This window comes from Kribbella sp. DT2 (assembly GCF_049844575.1).
Classification (GTDB): Bacteria; Actinomycetota; Actinomycetes; order Propionibacteriales; family Kribbellaceae; genus Kribbella.
In genome coordinates this window covers 20,521-38,803 of the sequence record NZ_JBNCLH010000004.1, presented here as the reverse complement: position 1 = coordinate 38,803, position 18,283 = coordinate 20,521, and the positions used below count along the sequence as shown (strand labels likewise).

The 18,283-nt window shown below is 68.0% G+C and carries 21 protein-coding genes and 1 pseudogene; 9 read left to right on the top strand and 13 right to left on the bottom strand.

The window, feature by feature from the left end; translation table 11 throughout:
- The first annotated feature begins 275 nt into the window (after positions 1-275).
- From ACLQ2O_RS18015 to ACLQ2O_RS18005, 3 genes are all read left to right on the top strand, one after another.
- A complete protein-coding gene (locus tag ACLQ2O_RS18015) occupies positions 276-1,439 on the top strand; it encodes a ferredoxin reductase family protein (RefSeq protein WP_425832715.1) in 1,164 nt (387 codons plus the stop codon).
- Between the two features lie 527 nt (positions 1,440-1,966).
- Positions 1,967-2,413 (top strand): FMN-binding protein, encoded by a 447-nt coding sequence (locus ACLQ2O_RS18010; protein ID WP_425832713.1) that lies wholly within the window; start codon positions 1,967-1,969, stop codon positions 2,411-2,413.
- A 99-nt stretch (positions 2,414-2,512) separates the two neighbouring features.
- The gene (locus ACLQ2O_RS18005) at positions 2,513-3,004 is read left to right on the top strand and encodes a DUF2231 domain-containing protein (protein WP_425832711.1); all 492 of its coding nucleotides are present in this window, start codon (positions 2,513-2,515) and stop codon (positions 3,002-3,004) included.
- Between the two features lie 138 nt (positions 3,005-3,142).
- Here ACLQ2O_RS18005 and ACLQ2O_RS18000 read toward each other — a convergent pair whose 3' ends face one another.
- The 4 genes and pseudogenes from ACLQ2O_RS18000 to ACLQ2O_RS17985 form a co-directional block, all read right to left on the bottom strand.
- Positions 3,143-3,316, bottom strand: coding sequence for a hypothetical protein (locus tag ACLQ2O_RS18000; protein WP_425832709.1), 174 nt, complete (start codon positions 3,314-3,316; stop codon positions 3,143-3,145).
- Between the two features lie 83 nt (positions 3,317-3,399).
- A complete protein-coding gene (locus ACLQ2O_RS17995) occupies positions 3,400-3,642 on the bottom strand; it encodes a hypothetical protein (protein WP_425833999.1) in 243 nt (80 codons plus the stop codon).
- Positions 3,639-3,893: a rhodanese-like domain-containing protein gene (locus ACLQ2O_RS17990; protein WP_425833997.1), complete on the bottom strand. Its 255-nt coding sequence runs from the start codon at positions 3,891-3,893 to the stop codon at positions 3,639-3,641. Before ACLQ2O_RS17990 ends, ACLQ2O_RS17995 begins: the two co-directional genes overlap by 4 nt.
- 820 nt (positions 3,894-4,713) lie before the next feature.
- Positions 4,714-5,025: pseudogene (locus tag ACLQ2O_RS17985) on the bottom strand (MBL fold metallo-hydrolase); the annotation flags it as partial.
- A gap of 339 nt (positions 5,026-5,364) precedes the next feature.
- On the opposite strand from ACLQ2O_RS17985, the gene ACLQ2O_RS17980 reads away from it, so the two are divergent.
- The gene (locus tag ACLQ2O_RS17980; protein WP_425832707.1) at positions 5,365-5,880 is read left to right on the top strand and encodes a DUF302 domain-containing protein; all 516 of its coding nucleotides are present in this window, start codon (positions 5,365-5,367) and stop codon (positions 5,878-5,880) included.
- Positions 5,880-6,143, top strand: a complete 264-nt coding sequence (locus tag ACLQ2O_RS17975; protein ID WP_425832705.1) for a metal-sensitive transcriptional regulator — start codon at positions 5,880-5,882, stop codon at positions 6,141-6,143. The genes ACLQ2O_RS17980 and ACLQ2O_RS17975 overlap by 1 nt, the downstream gene beginning before the upstream one ends.
- Before the next feature lie 389 nt (positions 6,144-6,532).
- Here the strand turns inward: ACLQ2O_RS17975 and ACLQ2O_RS17970 are convergent, their stop codons facing one another.
- From ACLQ2O_RS17970 to ACLQ2O_RS17945, 6 genes are all read right to left on the bottom strand, one after another.
- Positions 6,533-7,885, bottom strand: a complete 1,353-nt coding sequence (locus ACLQ2O_RS17970) for a hypothetical protein (RefSeq protein ID WP_425832703.1) — start codon at positions 7,883-7,885, stop codon at positions 6,533-6,535.
- Positions 7,882-8,373 (bottom strand): cupredoxin domain-containing protein, encoded by a 492-nt coding sequence (locus ACLQ2O_RS17965; RefSeq protein ID WP_425832701.1) that lies wholly within the window; start codon positions 8,371-8,373, stop codon positions 7,882-7,884. Before ACLQ2O_RS17965 ends, ACLQ2O_RS17970 begins: the two co-directional genes overlap by 4 nt.
- A 25-nt stretch (positions 8,374-8,398) precedes the next feature.
- Positions 8,399-9,886 (bottom strand): GNAT family N-acetyltransferase, encoded by a 1,488-nt coding sequence (locus ACLQ2O_RS17960; RefSeq protein ID WP_425832699.1) that lies wholly within the window; start codon positions 9,884-9,886, stop codon positions 8,399-8,401.
- A 70-nt stretch (positions 9,887-9,956) separates the two neighbouring features.
- The gene (locus tag ACLQ2O_RS17955) at positions 9,957-10,916 is read right to left on the bottom strand and encodes a M56 family metallopeptidase (protein ID WP_425832697.1); all 960 of its coding nucleotides are present in this window, start codon (positions 10,914-10,916) and stop codon (positions 9,957-9,959) included.
- Entirely contained in the window at positions 10,913-11,278 is a 366-nt protein-coding gene (locus ACLQ2O_RS17950; RefSeq protein ID WP_425832695.1) for a BlaI/MecI/CopY family transcriptional regulator, read from the bottom strand. Before ACLQ2O_RS17950 ends, ACLQ2O_RS17955 begins: the two co-directional genes overlap by 4 nt.
- A 28-nt stretch (positions 11,279-11,306) precedes the next feature.
- Positions 11,307-12,137 carry a cation diffusion facilitator family transporter gene (locus ACLQ2O_RS17945; RefSeq protein ID WP_425832693.1) on the bottom strand — a complete coding sequence of 277 codons (831 nt, stop codon included), beginning with the start codon at positions 12,135-12,137 and terminating at the stop codon, positions 11,307-11,309.
- Here ACLQ2O_RS17945 and ACLQ2O_RS17940 point away from each other — a divergent pair.
- Together ACLQ2O_RS17940 and ACLQ2O_RS17935 are read left to right on the top strand one after the other, a co-directional pair.
- The gene (locus tag ACLQ2O_RS17940; RefSeq protein WP_425832691.1) at positions 12,123-12,941 is read left to right on the top strand and encodes an ArsR/SmtB family transcription factor; all 819 of its coding nucleotides are present in this window, start codon (positions 12,123-12,125) and stop codon (positions 12,939-12,941) included. The genes ACLQ2O_RS17945 and ACLQ2O_RS17940 overlap by 15 nt on opposite strands.
- A gap of 13 nt (positions 12,942-12,954) precedes the next feature.
- Complete coding sequence (locus tag ACLQ2O_RS17935) at positions 12,955-13,983, top strand: cytochrome c oxidase assembly protein (protein ID WP_425832689.1); 1,029 nt, start codon at positions 12,955-12,957, stop codon at positions 13,981-13,983.
- A gap of 3 nt (positions 13,984-13,986) precedes the next feature.
- Here ACLQ2O_RS17935 and chrA read toward each other — a convergent pair whose 3' ends face one another.
- Entirely contained in the window at positions 13,987-15,363 is a 1,377-nt protein-coding gene (chrA, locus tag ACLQ2O_RS17930; protein ID WP_425832687.1) for a chromate efflux transporter, read from the bottom strand.
- Positions 15,364-15,443: 80 nt separating this feature from the next.
- Here chrA and ACLQ2O_RS17925 point away from each other — a divergent pair, with 80 nt between their 5' ends.
- Positions 15,444-15,941 carry a Chromate resistance protein ChrB gene (locus tag ACLQ2O_RS17925; RefSeq protein ID WP_425832685.1) on the top strand — a complete coding sequence of 166 codons (498 nt, stop codon included), beginning with the start codon at positions 15,444-15,446 and terminating at the stop codon, positions 15,939-15,941.
- Positions 15,938-16,369: a chromate resistance protein ChrB domain-containing protein gene (locus tag ACLQ2O_RS17920; protein ID WP_425832683.1), complete on the top strand. Its 432-nt coding sequence runs from the start codon at positions 15,938-15,940 to the stop codon at positions 16,367-16,369. Before ACLQ2O_RS17925 ends, ACLQ2O_RS17920 begins: the two co-directional genes overlap by 4 nt.
- 1,023 nt (positions 16,370-17,392) lie before the next feature.
- On the opposite strand, the gene ACLQ2O_RS17915 is transcribed toward ACLQ2O_RS17920, so the two are convergent.
- Positions 17,393-17,845 carry a response regulator gene (locus ACLQ2O_RS17915; RefSeq protein ID WP_425832681.1) on the bottom strand — a complete coding sequence of 151 codons (453 nt, stop codon included), beginning with the start codon at positions 17,843-17,845 and terminating at the stop codon, positions 17,393-17,395.
- On the bottom strand, positions 17,842-18,273 hold the full coding sequence (locus ACLQ2O_RS17910; protein WP_425832679.1) for a YkvA family protein: 432 nt from the start codon (positions 18,271-18,273) through the stop codon (positions 17,842-17,844). The genes ACLQ2O_RS17915 and ACLQ2O_RS17910 overlap by 4 nt, the downstream gene beginning before the upstream one ends.
- Positions 18,274-18,283: the final 10 nt, after the last annotated feature.

The following is an 18,283-nucleotide window of genomic DNA, read 5'->3' as shown; positions in this document are numbered from 1 at the left end:
CATCCGACAGCCACACGCTGGGCCGATCCCGGTGGCACCGGCGGTGAGCGTGCTGACGAAATCGCACGTCCGCCGGCGGCTTCGTCGTACGCCGGCCTGGTGGCGCGACGCGGTCGGGGTGGCGTGCTGGAGCACCGGTTTGGTGGTGGTCGTCCTCTGGCTGTCCGGCCGGGGCGTCCAGTTGCTGGCAGCCGGACCAGCCGATGTGCTGACCTCCCTGGGGCGCCTGTCCGGCTTGCTGGCAGCTGATCTGTTGCTCGTGCAGGTGTTTCTTGATGGCGCGAGTACCGATGATCGAGCGCAGCTACGGCCAAGACGAACTGGCCCGACGGCATCGGCTGGTCGGCTTCTGCTCGTTCAACCTGCTGATGGCCCACGTCGCGCTGATCCTCATCGGCTACTCATTGAGGGACCACAGCAGCCTCGTGGGCGAGACCTGGACGGTCGTCACTTCGTACGGCGGGATGCTGCTCGCAGTCGCGGCAGTCCTCGCGCTGGCCGCTGTGGTCGTGACCTCGATCCGCGCAGCCCGCCGGGCTCTGCGCTACGAGTCGTGGCACCTGCTCCACCTGTACGCCTACGTCGGGGTCGGTCTGTCGGTGCCTCACGAGATCTGGACCGGCGCCGACTTCACCACGTCACCGGCAGCGAGGGCCTACTGGTGGTCGGCCTACGCGATCGCACTCACTGCAGTGCTGGTCTATCGCGTCGGCCTGCCGATCTGGCGCACGCTGCGGCACGCCCTCACCGTCACGGAAGTGATCCGGGAAGGCCCTGGCGTGGTCACCGTTGTGCTGGGCGGCCGTCGCCTGCACCGGCTCCCGGCCCGCGCCGGGCAGTACTTCGTCTTCCGCTTCCTGGACGGCCCGGGCTGGTCACGCGGCAACCCGTACTCGCTGTCGGCCTCACCAGCACCGGACCGGCTGCGAGTGACAGCCAAGGCCGTCGGCGACGGAAGCGCGCGCCTGGCCGGGGTGAAACCCGGCACGAGGGTGGCCATCGAAGGCCCGTACGGCCGGCTCACGGACGCGGTTCGAGTCACCGGCAAGGTAGCGATGCTTGCCTGCGGCATCGGCATCACTCCACTGCGCGCGCTGCTCGAGGAACTCGACTACCGTCCCGGCGACGCCGTTCTGGTCTACCGCGCCCGTGACCTGAACGACCTCGTCTTCCGCGACGAGCTGGACCAGCTCGCACGGAGACGCGGCATCACCATGCACTACCTGCTCGGGCCGAGGATCCGCAGCCGGGACTCGTGGCTCCCCGACAACGCCGAGGCATGGGCGGACGAGGAAGCGCTGCTGCACCTCATCCCGGCCATCAGCGAGTACGACGTCTACGTGTGCGGCCCTGACCGCTGGATGGACGCCGCCTGCGCAGCGGCCCTCGCAGCTGGCCTTCCGTCCAGGCAGCTCCACCAGGAGCGGTTCTCGTGGTGACAGGAGAGCACTCGTGAGACGCCGAACCACACTGATCATGTCCGCGGCCACCCTTGTCGTCGTCGGCGCCGGGCTGCGTGCCGGCGACCTGCCCGCCCCGCCCGCGGGCGCGGCACCCTCGGCGCGGATCAGCCCACCCAGCCCCGAACCCGCTCGACCAGCTGCGCCCACGACCAACAGACCCAGCACGCGAGGAGCCCCGCCCGGCCGCAGACCACACGGCACAGCCCGCCCCACACCTGCGACCGTCACCGTCACAGGCGACCTGGTCGATACCGCCTACGGGCCGATCCAGGTCCAGGTCGCGCTGCAAGGTGACCGGATCACACTCGTCCGCACGCCGACCCAGCCGACCGGCAGCGGACACACCCAAGACATCAACAGCTACGCGATCCCGCTCCTGAACCAAGAAGCGCTCGCCGCCCAGAGCGCAAACATCGACACCGTGTCAGGGGCAGCTTCACCTCCGCCGGGTACCGGCAGTCGCTGCAGTCGGCGCTGGATGCAGCGCACCGCGCGGGGCCACGATGAGCAGCCACTCCACGCGCCGGCGCCGCAACGCCCTGGCCGTCGGAGCCACCGGGACTCTGCTCGGCCTGCTCTTCGTCTACCCGACGAGCACCAACCGGCTCAGCGGCCCGCCACCTCCAGCGGCACCTGCCGGGATCGTCAGCGCCGCACCAGCCCAGAACACCGTGACCGTCAACGGCGTCGCCGCCCACACCCGCTACGGCGACGTGCAAGTCAAAGTCCGGTCCCATCGCATCGTGGCGGTGACGACGATCGCCTCACCGTCATCGGAAAGCCGAGACCGCGAGATCAGTTCGTTCGCGCTGCCAACGTTGGAGCAGGAGGCGATCACCGCTCAAAGCGCCCAGATCGACACCGTCTCCGGCGCGACCTTCACCTCCGACGGATACCGGCAGTCGCTGCAGTCAGCGCTGGACGCAGCGCACTACCAGCCGCCGCGCTAGACACGACGAGCACTAAGGAACTCCCAAGAATCAGCTGCCATCGTGACCGCATCAGCGCCCGGCGATCGCCGCCGTCGGCGGAGAGCTCGAAGGAACCCAATGCAGACAGTCAACGGCCTCCCGGCCCACGTCCTCCTGGTGCACGCCGTCGTCGTACTCCTCCCGCTGTCCGCAGCACTGCTCGCACTCACCGCGATCTGGCCGGCCGGACGACGGCGCCTGGCCGGCCCGAACGTGATCCTGGCTCTACTGGTTGTCGTGCTGGTGCCGATCACAACCAGCGCGGGGGAGTGGCTAGAGCACCAACTGGCACCCGACGCTCTCATCCGCCGTCACGCACAACTCGGCGACACCGCGATCTACGCCGCCATCGCTGTCGCCGTCCTGGCTGCCATCATCTGGTGGCGTCAGCGCGAGGGTACGAGCCCAGCAGCCGGCAGGCGCACCTACCTGGCACCGTCCTCGACCGCCGTGACCGCCACCATTGCGGTGATCGCCCTTGTCGCATCCGGCGCGGCCGTCTACGACATCGTCAGGATCGGAGACTCGGGCGCCAAAGCCAGCTGGACTGACCGCGTTGCCGCGCGCTGACCCGAAGCCGACAGTGCGGTGGTCACTGCCAGGTTCTGAGGACCGGAGCCCTGGGGTCGTTCGTGCGATGGTCAGTTGAACAGGAGGGGGTAGCTGAACACGAGGTGGCGAAGCGATCCAGCGCGTCGGGGGTGGTGGTCAGCGGCGGCCGAAGAGCCTGCTGAGGAAGCTGTTGCTACCGGTGCGTTCGGCCTTGGGGTGGCCGGGACACCACTGGTCGGCGGGGACGGTGGCCTTGACCTGGGTGATGTGTTGGCCGCAGCCGGCCCAGGTGGTCTTGCCGCAGGTTTTGCAGGTGGTTGGTCGGCACATGGTGGTTCTCCTTGTGGTTTGGTGGTGGATCAGTTGTGGGCGAAGGCGAAGAAGACCGCGACCATGACTGCGGGGTTGAAGCTTCAGGTGAGCGTGGCGAACGCCTGGGTGGTGGTGTAGACGGTGACAACAAGTACCAAGACGGTGAAAGCGGCGGAGAGCTTGGTGATACCGACGACGACCAGGGAGCCGGTGGTCGCCTGTCCCGCGTCTTGGTCTAGCAGGTAGACCAGGACCGGGACGGCGAGGACTGAGCCGCCGCCGCCGAGCGCGCCCAGGCTGAGCCCGATGAGCGCGCCGGCGAGGATCGCGAGGACCAGGGTCACGCCTCGGGGCCCACGAGGTGCAGCCCGACTTTCTCGGCGTTGTCGAAGCTGTCGTCGATCGCGACGACCTGACGTCCGGCGGCATCGAGGATCGAGGCGGCGACGCCGGCGCGGTAGCCGCTCGCGCAGTGCACCCACAGTTCGCCCTCGGGGACGTCGGCGACGCGCCGGGGCAGTTCGTGGATGGGGATGTTGACCGCGCCCTTGATCCGGGCCGAGTCGTGCTCGTCGGCACGGCGGACGTCGACCACGACCACCGGGCGATGCCGTCGGACCTGCTCGAGATCGGCGAAGGATCCTGTCGGGAACGACGCAAGCTCTTCGTCGGTCCAGTTCTCCGGGCCTCCGGTGGCTCGGGCAGCGGGTCGGTCGATGCCGATCCGGACGAGTTCGCGCTGGGCCGCGGCGATGTCCTCGGCGGTCTCGCCGAGGAGGGTGAGCGGGGTTCCCCAGGTGATCAGCCCCCACGTAGGTGGCGAACGCGCCGTCGAGTTCGAAGTTCAGTGTGCCCTTGGCGTGGCCGGTCGCGAACGCGGTCCGGTTGCGCAGGTCGACGACCCACTCGCCGGCCTCGATGCGTCGGCGCAGCTCGCCGGCATCGGCCTCCGACGGCGGGGTGAGGTCGGGTTCGGACGGCCCGGCCGCGTTCGCGGGGCTCATCTGGGCGTAGTACGCCGGGTAGGCGCCGAGTCCGTCGAGCAGTTCGCGGACGTAGGTCTCCTCGTCCTGGGTGAGTGCGGGGTTGGACTGCTTCTCCTGCCCGATCGTGGACTCGGTTGCATCGGACTGGGTCGCGGCGCAGAAGGAGCCGAAGCCATGGGTGGGGAAGACCTCGGTCTGGTCCGGCAGCAACGCGGCCAGCTTGTGGGCCGAGGCGTGCTGGTGACGGACCAGCGCGTCGGTGTGCTCGTCGCCGAGCAGGTCGGGGCGTCCGGTGGCGCCGTACAGCAGCGAACCGCCGGAGAACACTCCGACCGAGTTGTCGACGCCACCGGCGGCGCGCGCGTCCGTCAGGGCGTAGGAGAGGTGGCTGAAGGTGTGGCCCGGGGTCGACAGCGCCGTGATGCGCATTCGTCCGCCGACCTCGATGGTGTCGCCGTCGCGAATCGGGGTGCGCTCGAAGGAAACCTCGTCCTCGGCGTTGACGTGGTACGCGGCGCCAGTGTGCTGGGCCAGGGCGAGGCCGCCGGTGACGTAGTCGTTGTGGATGTGAGTCTCGAAAACATCGGTCAGCCGGACCCCGTGCTCCTCGAGGATTTTCAGTACGCGATCGATGTCGCGCTGCGGGTCGACGACGAAGGCCACCTCGCCGTCGTGGACGACGTAGCTGCGGTCGCCGAGCGAGGGCGTCTCGATCGGGACGATCGTCAGATCGGCGCTCATCAGAGTCACTCCTGTCGTGTGTCGTTCGCGTGGGCGGGTCAGCTGGGGCGGGGAGCGCCGGTCTCGACGGATCGTCCCGATCGCACCCAAGCAGCGGTGCCACCGGCCACGGAGTACGCGTCGAACCCGGCAGCGAGCAGCAGGTCGCTCATCGCTGGTATTCCTCCATTCTCGCGGTACCCGGATACGGGGTGGGGTATTCGCCACGAGCCAACGTACACACCCCCGGGGGTATTCTTCAACTGAGGGCACGGCCCCACCGCGCTGCCTCATCAGTCGTTTATTTCGCCGGGCTTCTCGCTGGTGAAATACCACGGGGGGTATAGTCGGATGGTGTGGGTGGGACCCCACTTGGGGCACCTGGCCGGCGCTCTGGAGCAGACCACCATGTTCGCGGTCTCGACGTCAAAGGCTGCCGGTGCCGAGAAGAAGTGGAGCACTTCGATGAACAGCTACACAATTGCCAAGACCCTGGCCCAGCCGTACGACGACGTCGTAGAGGCCGTCCGCGCCGCACTCCACGAGCAAGGGTTCGGGATCCTGACCGAGGTCGATCTCAAGGCGACATTCAAGAACAAGCTCGACGTCGACGTGGCCCCGCAAGTGATCCTCGGTGCCTGCCGGCCCGCTCTGGCCTACGAGGCGCTGACCGCGGAACCGTCCATCGCCGCGGTGCTGCCCTGCAACGTCGTGGTCCGAGCCCTCGACGACGCCACCACGATCGTGGAGGCGTTCGACCCCGACGCGATGATGGGACTGGCCGACAACGACGCCCTGCGCACCGTCGCCGCCGACGCCAAGCAGCGGCTCACCGCCGCATTGGCGGCGCTGGACTCGACTGAAGGAGAAAACTGATGGAGCTCGATCCAACCGAGATGACTTCAGCGATCAACCGCATCAAGCGCGCCCGTGGGCAGCTCGACGGAGTGCTGCGGATGCTCGAGGAGGGCCGCGACTGCGAAGATGTCATCACTCAACTCGCCGCAGTATCCCGTGCGCTGGACCGGGCCGGCTTCGCAATCGTCGCAACAGGCCTGCAGCAGTGCCTAGCGGCCGGCGACACCATCGACAGCGTGGACGTGAAGAAGATGGAGAAACTGTTCCTCTCCCTCGCATGAACGCCGCAGGCCGAGCCGGAGTCCCGGACGCACGACCTGAACTGCAGATGGCACCGGGCCGCCACCCCCGCATACGCCCGGTCGTTGCCTTCAATCTTCATTGAGTTTCAACCCAAACCGGCGAACCGCTGGTCGCGCGCTGACCACGATGCGGTGCTGGTACTGGTCGAGTGCATGCCGACGAGCAGATGAGCGGGTGTCGTTGTCGGCCACTCTTCCACAGCGTCAGCGTCCTTCGCGCGTGACCACCGGTCGCGGTGCCGAACGGTCCGGCATGGGCGACGTTGACGATGCCGTTACGCCAGGTGATCCGCGCGGTGGCCGGGTGCAAAGTTCCCTTGCGGTGCTCGATTGTGCGGCGACTCCGCGTGGTCAGGGCCTTGCTTCGATCAGGTGGAGAAGAGCAGGGCGAGGCCGCCGACGGTGTAGGCGACCATGACGATCAGGAGCGGGATCTGGCCGGCGAGTGCGCGGCCGCGCGGGAAGAGCGCGACGGCGCGGTCGTGGGCGGAGACGACACCGAGGATGTGGCCGCCGACGACGGAGATGACCAGGCCGATGGAGATGGCGGTGGTGTGGTTGGCGAGGCTCGAATTGACGCCGAGCTCGCGGGTACCGAAGACGTTCCAGCCGCGGCTGAGCGGATCGCTGAGCAGGATCAGGGTCCGTTGGCCTTCGAGGATCAGCAAGGTCGCGTAGTGGGCCAGGACGTAGCCGAGGGCGATAGGGACGACGGAGTGGGCGAACAGCGTCGGGAGTTGGCTGCGGCTGCTGTCGGAGAGGCGTCCTGCGAGCTGGGTGGCGGCGCTGTAGGTGATGAAGACGAAGAGGACGAAGCCGAGCAGGGCGAGCGTGCCGAGCAGCGTGGGGGAGTAGTCGGTGTTCTGCGCCCAGCCGATCCACGCGCTGGAGTTGGAGAACCCGTCGTACGCCGTGGATCCGAGAAGTGCCGAGACCAGGGCGACGAGACCTGGGCGCGGTGCCAGACCGTCGAGATTCTCCAACGGGCGGCGGGCGGCGGGCGGCGGGCGGCGGGCGACGATCGAGCCGTCGGTACGGCGACCGAAGGGAGACAGCCGGGCCATCAGCATCGCGTAGGCCTCGAACGGGTCGGCGGCGCTGAACCACCGGTCGCCGAACAGCAGCGCTCCGATGACCAGGATCGCGAAGTACAAGGCGAACCAGGCCTGGAGGACGGGCAGCGTCGCGCGCTCGGGAGCTACCAGTTCGAGCCAGACGAACGCGAAGAGGCCGACCGCTGCCGGCCAGACACCGAGCCCGGCGGGGAGCTTCAGGAGACCGTCGGACGGTTTGAGGCGAAACGCGCGGCAGAAGAGCAGGTGCAGAGTCCGGAGCGGGCTGAGGGTCCGCCAGACGGGGCCGAACACCAGCGAGATCGGGACCAGTCCGACCCAGACCAGGACGTAGACGACTCCGAAGACCGGGTTGGTCAGCCGGTCGACGCCGAAGACCAGTGCCATCGCGACGTAGGCGGCGAAGAGCAGGCCGATCAGGCGGACGGTCCATCGGAACCATCCGGAGTCGATGGTCCGGGTCACGGCGGGCGGGAGTGCCCGGCCGGAGGCGTTGCCCCGGTACTTGGGAGATTGCCAGGCGACCGCGAGGACGACGAAGGAGGCGGTGATCGCCACGGCGGCCCCGATCAGGGCGTACGTGAGCGGGATCGGGAGGTCCTGCCGGCTGCCGAGTCCGTGCAGCGGCAGCAGTTGCGCGATGCTCACGACACGTTCAGCTTCGCGACCAGCTTGCCCGACTCGTGGGTCTCGATCTCGAAACTTCCCTTGTTGTCAGCAACGAAGGTCAGCGAGGTCTCCTTGCCGGGTTGCATCGTGAGTTCCTTGTCGTACCCGTGCACGTGGATGGTGTCGGCGACGTCCGAGGTCGCGGTCACCCTGACCGTTTGGCCGGCTTTTACGGCGACGTTCTTGCCGCTGGGGCTGACCTTGCCTTTGGCAACGGTGATGTCCAGGGTCACGTCGGCGGCCGGGGTGGTGGCCACCGTTTCGGGCCGAGACGGCGCCGGGGTCGGTGTCGCCTCCGTCTCGCCGGGCGTGGCCGTCGACGGAGCCGCCGGGGTCGTGGCCGGTGCGAACGGCGTCGTGGCGTCGCCGCCACCGGTGTCGGCGGATCCACCGCAGCCGTTGAGGACGACCACTACGAGCGCGGTCGCGGCGACGCGGAACGGAAGCCGGGCATAGGTGAGGGGCACTGAGGGGGCCTTTCAGAAGGGTGGATCAGCGCTTGCTGAGCGGGCGTGAGGGGTAGCCGGTATCGAAGTGCATGTAGTCGGGGATGTCGATGTTTTGCCAGATCCAGCCCTCTTCGGTGAACAGGCGCCACGGCAGGCTGCCCTTGGTAACAACACCCGGCCCGGTGCGCTTCTTGCTGTACGTCGCGGTCGGCTGCCAGCACTTGCAGCGCAGGTCGATCCAGGGGTTGCGGTCGGGGTTGACGTCGATCGCGCGGCCGTTGGCGTGCGGAGAGGCCTTCACTGGCGCGTTGATCTGAGTCGGACGCCGGCAGTTGTAGGCCGCGGTGTTGTTCGCCGCCATGCTGCGGGTGTTGTCGCCGCTGTACTCCTCGACCGGCCGCATCTGGCGGATCGGGAACTTCGCGTCGAACAGCCGGGTGAAGATCCGTGCCGTGCTGGCCGCCGTGTCGGCGTGGACGACCAGCACTCCGCGCCGTACTTTGCCCGCGAAGTCGTAGTGGTTGATCTCGACCCGGCGCAGCTGGGTTCTGGTAACCGGGCAGCCGGGCCGCCAGGTGCCGGTTGCGACGATCTTCGCCCACTGCCGAGCGGGAACGGCGACGATACGTGCATCGGCTGCCGGGCGTGATGGCGGCTCGGGAGCGGGCGTCGTCGGTTTGACTGTCGGGGTGCTGGGCGGGGTGGTCGTCGAGATGCCTTCTGGTGATTCCGAAGGCGCGTGGCCCACCTCGGTCTGGACCGCGCAAGCCGAGGCGAAGGCGGCGATGGCGGTCGAGGCCACCAAGGATCTGCGGATCGTCGCGCGGCGACTGCGGTGCGGTGTGGGGAGGCCGGTCGAGGAGGGCTGCGACTCGAAGGCGGCGAGTTCGCGGCCTTCCTTCGTCCAGCGAGTGCCGGTGAGTCGCCAGCCCAGTGACCGGTAGAACGACCGCACCCGCTGGTCGTCGGCCGCGGTGACGAGGGTGAGGCGTTCGGTGCCCGCAGCGCCGGCGTACTGGTCGAAGATCCTGACCAGTCGGCTTCCGACGCCTTGTCCTCGGAAGTCCGGTGAGCAGACCAGGTAGGTCAGCTCACCGGACCTCCCACCTGCCGGACGGACTGCGACGCGCAGGGCACGGCGCAGGTACCACAGCGCGCGAGAGCGCAGGAACTCCGTCCACAGGCCGGGTCGGCGTAGCAGGCACGCAAGCCCAACTGCCACGACGACCAGTCCGTAGTGCGACAGCATCCACCGGTTGTGTTTCCCGTCGTTCGTCGTACCGGCCAGGTAGCCGATGACCTGGTCCTCGGCGGAGACCGCGACGAGCGCGGTGGCGTGCGGCGACCTCACGAAGCCGCGGTAGTACGCGGTCAGGAAGCGGGGGCCGAGCCGGACGTAGAACCCGTTCGGGAATTCGTCGCGGTGCCAGTCCGCAGCGACCCCGGCCTCCGCGGCGCGCATGCCGCGGATCCGTACAGGACCGTTCCCTTCCCCGGACGAGGTGCCACCAGAGGTGAGGGCATCAGCCATGCACCGAATCTACTACACGATGTAGAAACAACGCGAAATCGCGCGGGCCTGGAGCTGCGACGGCGGGATGTCAGTGCGCGGTGCCGGCGAGGCTGAAGGCGGGTACGAGCAGCAGGGCCAGCGGAATCTGGGAGATCGCGAGCGTCGTACCGATGACGAGGATCGACGAGGTCCGCTCGAGTTCGGCCGGTGTCGTGTGCAGCAGACGGCGGATTCGTTCGGCCGGTCGCGAGCCGGACATCGCTAGCTGACCTGAGCCCGTGGATGGCGACGGGTCGATGGTGCACATCGCGAGCAGGGCGGACGCGACCAGTCGTGGACCGCAGCGAACGGCCGCTCGGTCGTCGGCCGCCATCTCGCTCAGGCGCCGGACCTGGTCGGCGTAGTTCTTCAGTACGCCGGTGGGCCTCAGCAGGGCGGTCACGGCGTCGGCCCACAAGATCATCCGGTGATGCCCGAAGTGCAGGTGCGCTCGTTCGTGCTCGATGGTCGCCTCGAGCTCTGTCGCCGTGAGCATGTCGACGGCACCGATGGTGATGATGATGCGCGCCGTGCGGCGACGGCCGGGCAGGCAGTACGCCGCAGGGGTCGCGGTCTGGAGCACCTGGACATCGTCGTACCGGCTTTGTGTCGTCAGCAGGTCGGCGATGCGCCGGTGCTTGGATCGCGTGAGGTGATTTCGGTACGCCTGTCTGGCGGCGATTGCGGCCAGTCCGACGTAGACAGCCAGAACCACGACCAAGGTGACGTTCCACCAGGGGCCGACCTCGTTCTTTCCGGCGTACGCCAGATGGACCTGCGGTTTGTCGGCGTGGAAGATCCAGACGATCGCCCGCTCCCACAGATCGTGGGCAGCCACGACGGATGCTGCCGCTATGGCGAGCAGGAAGCCGCCGGCGCAGGCGTGCCACACCCAGAGTGCCGCAGCCGGATGCCGCGCGGTCCAGGCTGCTCGGGCAAGCAGGCGATCGGCGACCACGCCGGTGGTGACCGCGTAGCCGAGCAGCAGTGCCGCGAAGTAGGTGGTCATGACGGCTCGGTCGGCCTGTTGTCGAGTGCGGCGCGCAATGCCGCGACCTCGTCGTGGTCGAGGGTGCCGGCGAAACGCATCAGCGCTGTCGAGCGGTCGGCGGAGGCGGCGAGGGCGTCGTCCATCAACTGTGCGGTGTAGGCGTCGGCGGAGCGCTCGGCGGCGTACTCGAACGAGCGGCCGACCCGGGTCCGCCGCAGCCAGCCCTTCGTGCGGAGCCGCTCGGTGACCGTGATGACTGTCGTGTAGGCCAGCTGCCGGTCCGTGTTCAGGGCGTCGGTGATGGTGCGCACGGTCACTGGCGCGTCTTGACTCCACACGACCTGCATGATCGCGGCCTCCAGGTCGCCGAACGCACGCATCGATCCTCCTCGAACGGGTCCTCCAACCCTACTGAGCGTTCGCCGATTCGTGCTGGTGGTGGGCCAGCAGGTGGTGCGCGTCGGTGGTGTTGGGGCTGACGTGGACGGTGGCGTCGATCAGCATCGGTACGCCGTGCAGCAGGGCGTGGTGGGCCTGGACGGCGATGTTGTGGGCGGCCACCACGTCGAGTGTGGAGTCGACGACGACGCCGGTTTCGGCGCGCAGGCGGTGGCCGGTCCAGCGCAGGCGCAGGCTCTCGATGTCCAGGACTCCCGGTACGGCGCGCAGGCTGGTCTCGGCGGCGTCGACGAGTTCGGGCTCGACCGCGTCCATTAGGCGGCGGTAGATGTCGGTCGCTGCGCCTTTCAGGACGACGAGGATCGCCGCGGTGATGAGCAGGCCGATGATCGGGTCGGCCAGGGGGAAGCCGAGCATCACGCCGATCGCGGCCAGGACCACGGCTAGCGAGGTGAAGCCGTCGGTGCGGGCGTGCAGGCCGTCGGCGACCAGTGCCGCGGAGCCGATCTTGCGGCCGACGCGGATCCGGTAGACCGCGACGAGTTCGTTGCCGGCGAAGCCGATCAGGCCGGCGGCCAGGACGACGCCGACGTTGTTGATCGGCTGCGGGTCGATCAGGCGGCGGATCGACTCGTAGCCGGCCACGACGGCGGACAGGGCGATCATCGCGACGATGAACACCCCGGCCAGGTCTTCGGCGCGGCCGAAGCCGTACGTGTAGCGGCGGCTGGCGGCGCGGCGGCCGAGGACGAACGCGATCCACAGCGGTACGGCGGTGAGTGCGTCGGAGAAGTTGTGGATGGTATCGGCGAGCAGGGCGGTGGAGTGGGTGATGATCACGATGACGAGCTGGAGGATCGCGGTCGCGCCGAGGCCGATCAGGCTGATCTTGAGGGCGCGGATACCTTCGGCGCTGGCCTCCAGCGCGTTGTCGATCGAGTCGGCCGCGTCATGGCTGTGCGGGCGGAAGATCGACAGGAGCCAGCCTTTGAACCCGGTCGCGTGATCGTGCCCGTGTTCATGGCCGTGGCCGTGGCCGTGGCCCGCGGTGTTGGGCTGCTGATCGGCGTGCCCGTGTCCGTGACCATGGCCAGCGAAGGTGGGCTGCTCATCAGCGTGACCATGGCCGTGCCCGTGCCCGGTTTTCGGGGCGGAGATGTGAGGATCAGGGTGGCCGTGCTCGTCGCCGGCCGGGTTTTCAGGAGGGAGGTGCTGCGTCATGGGAGACCTTGGGAGATCGCGGTGCCGTGGGTCGGAGGACAGCTCAACGCTAGCACGACGTATGCTCGTCTGCGCATGGATGCACATATGAAGTCGGACGAGGGTCAGGAGCCGACCGACGACCAGGTTCAGGTCGCGGTCGAGACGTTCCGCCTGCTCGCCGACCCGACGCGCCTGCGTCTGCTCTGGGCGCTGGCGGACGGCGCCGAGCTGGACGTGACCACGCTGGCCGAGATGATCGGCGTGGCTCAGCCGGCCATGTCGCAGCACCTCGCCCGGCTTCGCCTCGCCGGTACTGTCGACGTCCGTAAGGACGGCCGCCGTTCGCTGTACTCGATTCGCGGTGTGCACCTTCGCCGGGTGATCGCCGAAGGCCTGTTCCATGCCGACCACACCGTGACCGGTGAACCACCCCACGACTGAGCAGGACAATGCTTTGTTCTCACTGGCAGATCCCACACCGCCGATCCAGGCACCGCAGGGCCACGAAGGCCACAGCGGTCACGGCGGCATGGCCATGCCGCCGGCGGCCGATCGCGGCGTCAACTGGGACAGCTTGTCGGCCTGGCATCCAAGCGCCGGCTGGCTGATGGCGATCGTCGTCCTGGCGTCGATCTACCTGTACGCCGTGCTGGTGCTGCACAGGCGAGGTGTCGCGTGGCCGGTCGGCCGTACCATCGCGTGGTTGTTGGGTCTGGGCACCTTGGTGCTGGTCACCTCGACCGGCCTCGCGTCGTACGGGATGACCTTGTTCAGCGTCCACATGGCCCAGCACATGGTGCTGTCGATGCTCACACCGATCTTTTTGTTGCTCGGGGCCCCAATCACCCTCGCCCTCCGGACGCTACCTGCCGGCAGCCGGTACGGCGCACCGCGTCGCTTCCTCCTGACAGCCTTGCACTCCCGCTTCGCCCGGGTGATCTCGCATCCCGGCTTCACTGTGACGGCCTTCGTGGTCAGCCTCTACGCCTTGTATTTCACCGACCTGCTCGATCTCGCGATGCGCACGCACGTCGGCCATCAGCTGATGCTCATCCACTTCCTGGCGGTCGGCCTGCTGTTTTTCGGTCCCATCCTGGCCATCGACCCCTGGCCGCGCCGCTCGTCCCCGGGCCTGCGCCTGATCGAACTCCTGGTCGCAGTTCCCTTCCACGCCTTCTTCGGCGTGATCGTGATGCAGACCGCCTACCCGCTCAGCGCAACGTTCGCCGCGTCGACCACCGCGCTCGGCCTCGACCCACTCGCCGACCAAGCCACCGGCGGCGGGATCGCCTGGGGATTCGGCGAGACCCCGATCGTGCTCGTGACCGTCGTCGTGTTCATCCAGTGGGTCCGCACAGACGCTCGCGCCGCCCGCCGCTTCGACCGCCAGGCCGCTCGCGACGGCGACGCCGCCCTCGCGGCGTACAACGCCAAGCTGCAACGCCTCAACCAGTCGGCCGACAGTGCGCGAGGGACCGCCTGACCGTCAGCTGATCGGGAGGCCGGCCAGTGCAGCCGCCGCTCCGAGCGCCGCGCTGATCCCCAGGACCCGGAGTACCGGCCACTTCAGTTTGAAGACGAGTACGGCGCAGAGCAGGGTCAGGGCGCCGGCCGCCGGGGCGAAGGTGCCGAGTTGTGGCAGGTTCAGATGGATCGGGCCGAAATCCTTCACGGACACGGTGCCGAACAGGGTGTGCAGTGCGAAGTACAGCCCGAGATTGGCGATCACGCCGACCACGGCAGAGGTGACGCCGGTCAGTGCGACCGACAGCGACTTGTTGTCCCGCAGCCGTTCGACCGATGGTGCGCCGAGCAGGATGAACAGGAAGCACGGCACGAAGGTCACCCAGGTCGTGAGCAGGGACGCGATGATCCCGGCGACCCACGGGTCGATGCCGGCCGGTGGGTGGGAGTAGGCACCGAGGAACGCGACGAACTGGACCACCATGATCAACGGTCCCGGCGTCGATTCGGCCAGTGCCAGGCCCCGGACCATGTCCGACGCCGACAGCCATCCGTACACCTCGACCGCGCGCTGAGCCACGAAGGCCAGGACCGCGTACGCGCCGCCGAAGGTGACCACCGCGGTGCCGGAGAAGAACAGTCCCTGGGTCACGAAGATGCTGCCGGCACCGGTCGCGATCATCGCCGCCACCACGGGAAGCGCCCACGCGACCAGGCCGACCGTCAGTACAACGACGGTACGTCGAAGACTTGGCCGCTCGTGGTGCAGTGCGCCGTCGGCGATCAGCGGCGGCGGTCCGTCGTCGGCTGCCTCGCCTCCTGGCTTGCCATGGATGACGTTCGGCGCGAATCGTCCGAGGAGCCAGCCAATCACTCCGGCGGCGAGCACGACGACGGGGAAGGGGAGTGCGAACACCGCGAGCGCGACGAACGCCGCGACGGCCAGGAGGACCAGCGCGCGATGGCCGAGCGCCTTCTTCCCGACCCGCAGCACAGCCTGTACGACGATCACGACCACCGCAGGACCGAGCCCCGCGAAGACCGCAGACACCACGGTCGTGTCGCCGAACGCCACGTAGATCACCGACAGCAGCAACAGGGCGAGCATGCCGGGCAGCACGAACAGACCGCCTGCGATCAGCCCGCCACGGGTGCCGTTCAGCAACCACCCGACGTAGATCGCCAACTGCTGGGCCTCCGGCCCAGGCAGCAGCATGCAGTAGTTCAGGGCATGCAGGAACCGGCGCTGACTAATCCACCGCTTCTCGTCGACCAGCGTCCGTTGCATGACAGCGATCTGGCCGGCCGGGCCTCCGAAGGTCTGCAGCGAGATCAGGAACCAGGCCTTCACCGCGGTCCGCAGTGGCACGACGTCTCGCGTCACGGCTGTCTCACTCATCGGCGGCTCTCCTCCTGAACCCGGCGGCATGTCTAGAATGTAACCGTGGTTGCACTGAAGTTTGGAGTATCGTCCGAGGTGTGGACCAGCGGGCAACGGGTGAGTGGGTGTTGCTGTCGTACCGCTTGCCGCGTGAGCCCTCGACACCGCGGATCGGCATCTGGCGCAAGCTGAAGCGCCTGGGCGTCGCCCAGTTGGGTGACGGCCTGATCGCGCTTCCCTCCGATGCCCGAACCCGGGAACACCTGGACTGGATCGCGGAGGAAGTGGTCGAAGCCGGCGGCTCCGCGAGCCTGTGGGTCGCGCACCCGGCCTCCCTGAGCCAGGAGCGCGACGTCGCCCAGGACATGGCTGCAGCCCGTGCTGCGGAGTACCGCCGGCTGTCCGACGATGCCGAGGCTCAAGCCCGAGAACACCCGCCCGGCTCACCGGGCCGTATCCGCGCGTTGCGCCGCCTCCGCAACGAACTGCGCAGGATCCAGCGCCGCGACTACTTCCCTCCCGCCGAGCGTGATGCAGCGCAAGCGGCTGTCGAGGCGCTTCAACCGTCAGAGACCGAGACCGAGGAGACCGCATGAAGTGGGCCACCCGCGCCCGGATCCACATCGACCGCGCCGCCTGCGCCTGGCTGATCCGACGCGAGGTCGACCCCGACGCCGAGTTCGTCTTCGTCACCGATCCGGACGAGGTTCCCGCTGACGCGACCACGTTCGACATGCGCGGATCGGACCTCGGCCACCACGGCGGCGACTGCAGCTTCGAAACGTTCCTGCGTCGCTACGACCTCACCGACCCGGTCCTGTGGACCATCGCCGGCATCGTCCACGAGGCAGACCTCGACGACGACCGGTACGACGCGCCAGAGGCTGCCGGCTTCGACGTAGCTCTCCGCGGCCTGTCCATGATCGGCGACGACGAGCAGACGCTCGCGGTCACCAAACCCTTGTTCGACGGCCTCTACGAGTACCACCACCGCCGCACGCAATTGGGCCGCGAACCAGCCTGACCGCGCGACCTTGTTCCGTCTACCGGCTCCGCCTTGGTGCTGGCATCCTGGGTTGGTCCGTACGGGGCGGTGATCGAAGACTGATGCCGATGGGGTGTGGTGGGCCAACAGCACGGAGTATGACGCGGTCCGCGTCGCGCAGAGCTGACGCGACGAACGACCTCCACGGCTCCGCCCCTGGGCCTCTTCGGTGAGTAGGTAGGGGTCTCATCGATCAGGCGCGCGTGTACCCCCGGGGAGCGCCCGACTGACGAGAAACCACAGCACGCAGAACGCCTGCGCGGACTACTTCCTGCTTCGATGCTTCTTCTTCGTGCGCCGACGATCGGCTATCGGGTCAGAGTCAGGCCTGCCGTCTGCTGACGGGCAGGCTTGCCGACGATCTCGCCCAATCCTTGAGGCGGCCTCGCCTCGTTCGCGGTCGAGGCCCTGATGATGGCCCACTCGGCCGGCGGGGGAAGGCCTTTAGGAGCCCCAGTTTCTTGGCTTCCTCGAGGCCACGAGGAAGGAAGATGCCCTCAAGAACCTTGACAGGCAAGGAACTTGACAGCGATGCCTCGCTGGAACAACTCGTTGAGCACGACAGCCCTTCGAGCAGGTTGTAGCCGAGTCTGGCGACGGCGAGCTGGTCGTCGGCGCGGAGTGACCCGAGTGTTTCGGTCAGGCCCGGGCAGTTTCGGTCCGGAGTTTGCCGAGACCTTCTACTCAGGGACCTTGATACAGATCGAGTCGAGTGCATCGTGCTGGCGAGCGGTCTCATGCGCCTTGGTGCTGACGCGAAGCAATCCCACGAGTGCCACCAATCGACCCCTTGCGTTCAGGAAACCCGTTCGAATCTAATGGTTTCCGAACACCGTGCACGGTTTGGCAACTCTCAGCCATGTCGATGTTCGAAGTCGGCTGCACAGATGTTCGGAGTCGTCTGCAACGCTCCCGTTCAGGGCAGATGCGTCGAACGATCGAAAGTTTCGGGGCTGGCCGGTCAGTAGCGCGCGAGGTCTAGAAGCGGGCGCTGTGGTGTGTTCAATCTGGCGGAGTCCAGCGGCTGCGGGTAGTGGCTGACCTGATTGCGGCGACGAGGGCGTCGAGGTCGATGTCCTTGTAGATCACTGCGACGGCCCCGGCGGTGAGCGCTGTCTGTGCCGGGTGGCCGCCGGCCATGGTGGTCCAGGCGATCACACGGATCTGCGGTTGCTGGGCCAGTATTCGGTGGGTCGCTTCGACGCCGTCCAGGCGGGGCATCTCGAGGTCCATCAAGATCACGTCGGGTTTGGTCGTGGCCGCGGTCTCTATTGCCTGGAGTCCGTCGTTCGCGACGCCGACGACCTCGATGCCGGGGACGTCGTCCAAGGCGATCCGGACGGCTTCGCGCAGCCCGTCGTGGTCGTCGACGATCAGCAGGCGAATCGCCGGCTGACGGCCGGCCTGCTGTGGTTGAACAGGGCGGGGGCCTGGGTGGCTGTCGTTGCGGGTCATGTCGCCGGTGGTGCGGGGTCGGTGGGGTGTGGGGTCAGGCCGGTGGCCTTGCACAGGGCGTTGAAGCCGTCGTCGGTGCCTGGCCAGTGGGCCCGGACCGCTTCGAGGCCGACGCGGCGTACGACGCTGCGCAAGACGGCGGTCACGATGATGGCGTCGTCGGCGTAGCCGAGGATGGGGATGAAGTCGGGGATCAGGTCGATCGGGAACGCCAGGTAGGCCATTAGCAGGCCGAGCCGGATCCGCACGCCTCGCGGTTGAGAGGAATCGGTGGCGAGGTTTTTCAGGAGCCGGATCAGGTCGGGCAGGATCCGCAGCGCTTCACGCAGCAGGTTGCCCTTGGGCCGGACGAGCAGCAGCGCGACCACCAACGCCAGCCACGACACCACCACCGCGGCCGCGAGCCCGATCAACACGTCTTTCCACATGGCTGGGTTT

Excerpts from the sequence above, each read along its gene's own strand:
- ACLQ2O_RS18015 (WP_425832715.1), top strand. The coding sequence starts at position 276 with ATGGCGCGAGTACCGATGATCGAGCGCAGCTACGGCCAAGACGAACTG.
- ACLQ2O_RS18010 (WP_425832713.1), top strand. The coding sequence starts at position 1,967 with ATGAGCAGCCACTCCACGCGCCGGCGCCGCAACGCCCTGGCCGTCGGA.
- ACLQ2O_RS18005 (WP_425832711.1), top strand. The coding sequence starts at position 2,513 with ATGCAGACAGTCAACGGCCTCCCGGCCCACGTCCTCCTGGTGCACGCC.
- ACLQ2O_RS18000 (WP_425832709.1), bottom strand. The coding sequence starts at position 3,316 with ATGTGCCGACCAACCACCTGCAAAACCTGCGGCAAGACCACCTGGGCC.
- ACLQ2O_RS17975 (WP_425832705.1), top strand. The coding sequence starts at position 5,880 with ATGGAGCTCGATCCAACCGAGATGACTTCAGCGATCAACCGCATCAAG.
- ACLQ2O_RS17960 (WP_425832699.1), bottom strand. The coding sequence starts at position 9,886 with ATGGCTGATGCCCTCACCTCTGGTGGCACCTCGTCCGGGGAAGGGAAC.
- ACLQ2O_RS17955 (WP_425832697.1), bottom strand. The coding sequence starts at position 10,916 with ATGACCACCTACTTCGCGGCACTGCTGCTCGGCTACGCGGTCACCACC.
- ACLQ2O_RS17950 (WP_425832695.1), bottom strand. The coding sequence starts at position 11,278 with ATGCGTGCGTTCGGCGACCTGGAGGCCGCGATCATGCAGGTCGTGTGG.
- chrA (WP_425832687.1), bottom strand. The coding sequence starts at position 15,363 with ATGAGTGAGACAGCCGTGACGCGAGACGTCGTGCCACTGCGGACCGCG.
- ACLQ2O_RS17920 (WP_425832683.1), top strand. The coding sequence starts at position 15,938 with ATGAAGTGGGCCACCCGCGCCCGGATCCACATCGACCGCGCCGCCTGC.
- ACLQ2O_RS17915 (WP_425832681.1), bottom strand. The coding sequence starts at position 17,845 with ATGACCCGCAACGACAGCCACCCAGGCCCCCGCCCTGTTCAACCACAG.
- ACLQ2O_RS17910 (WP_425832679.1), bottom strand. The coding sequence starts at position 18,273 with ATGTGGAAAGACGTGTTGATCGGGCTCGCGGCCGCGGTGGTGGTGTCG.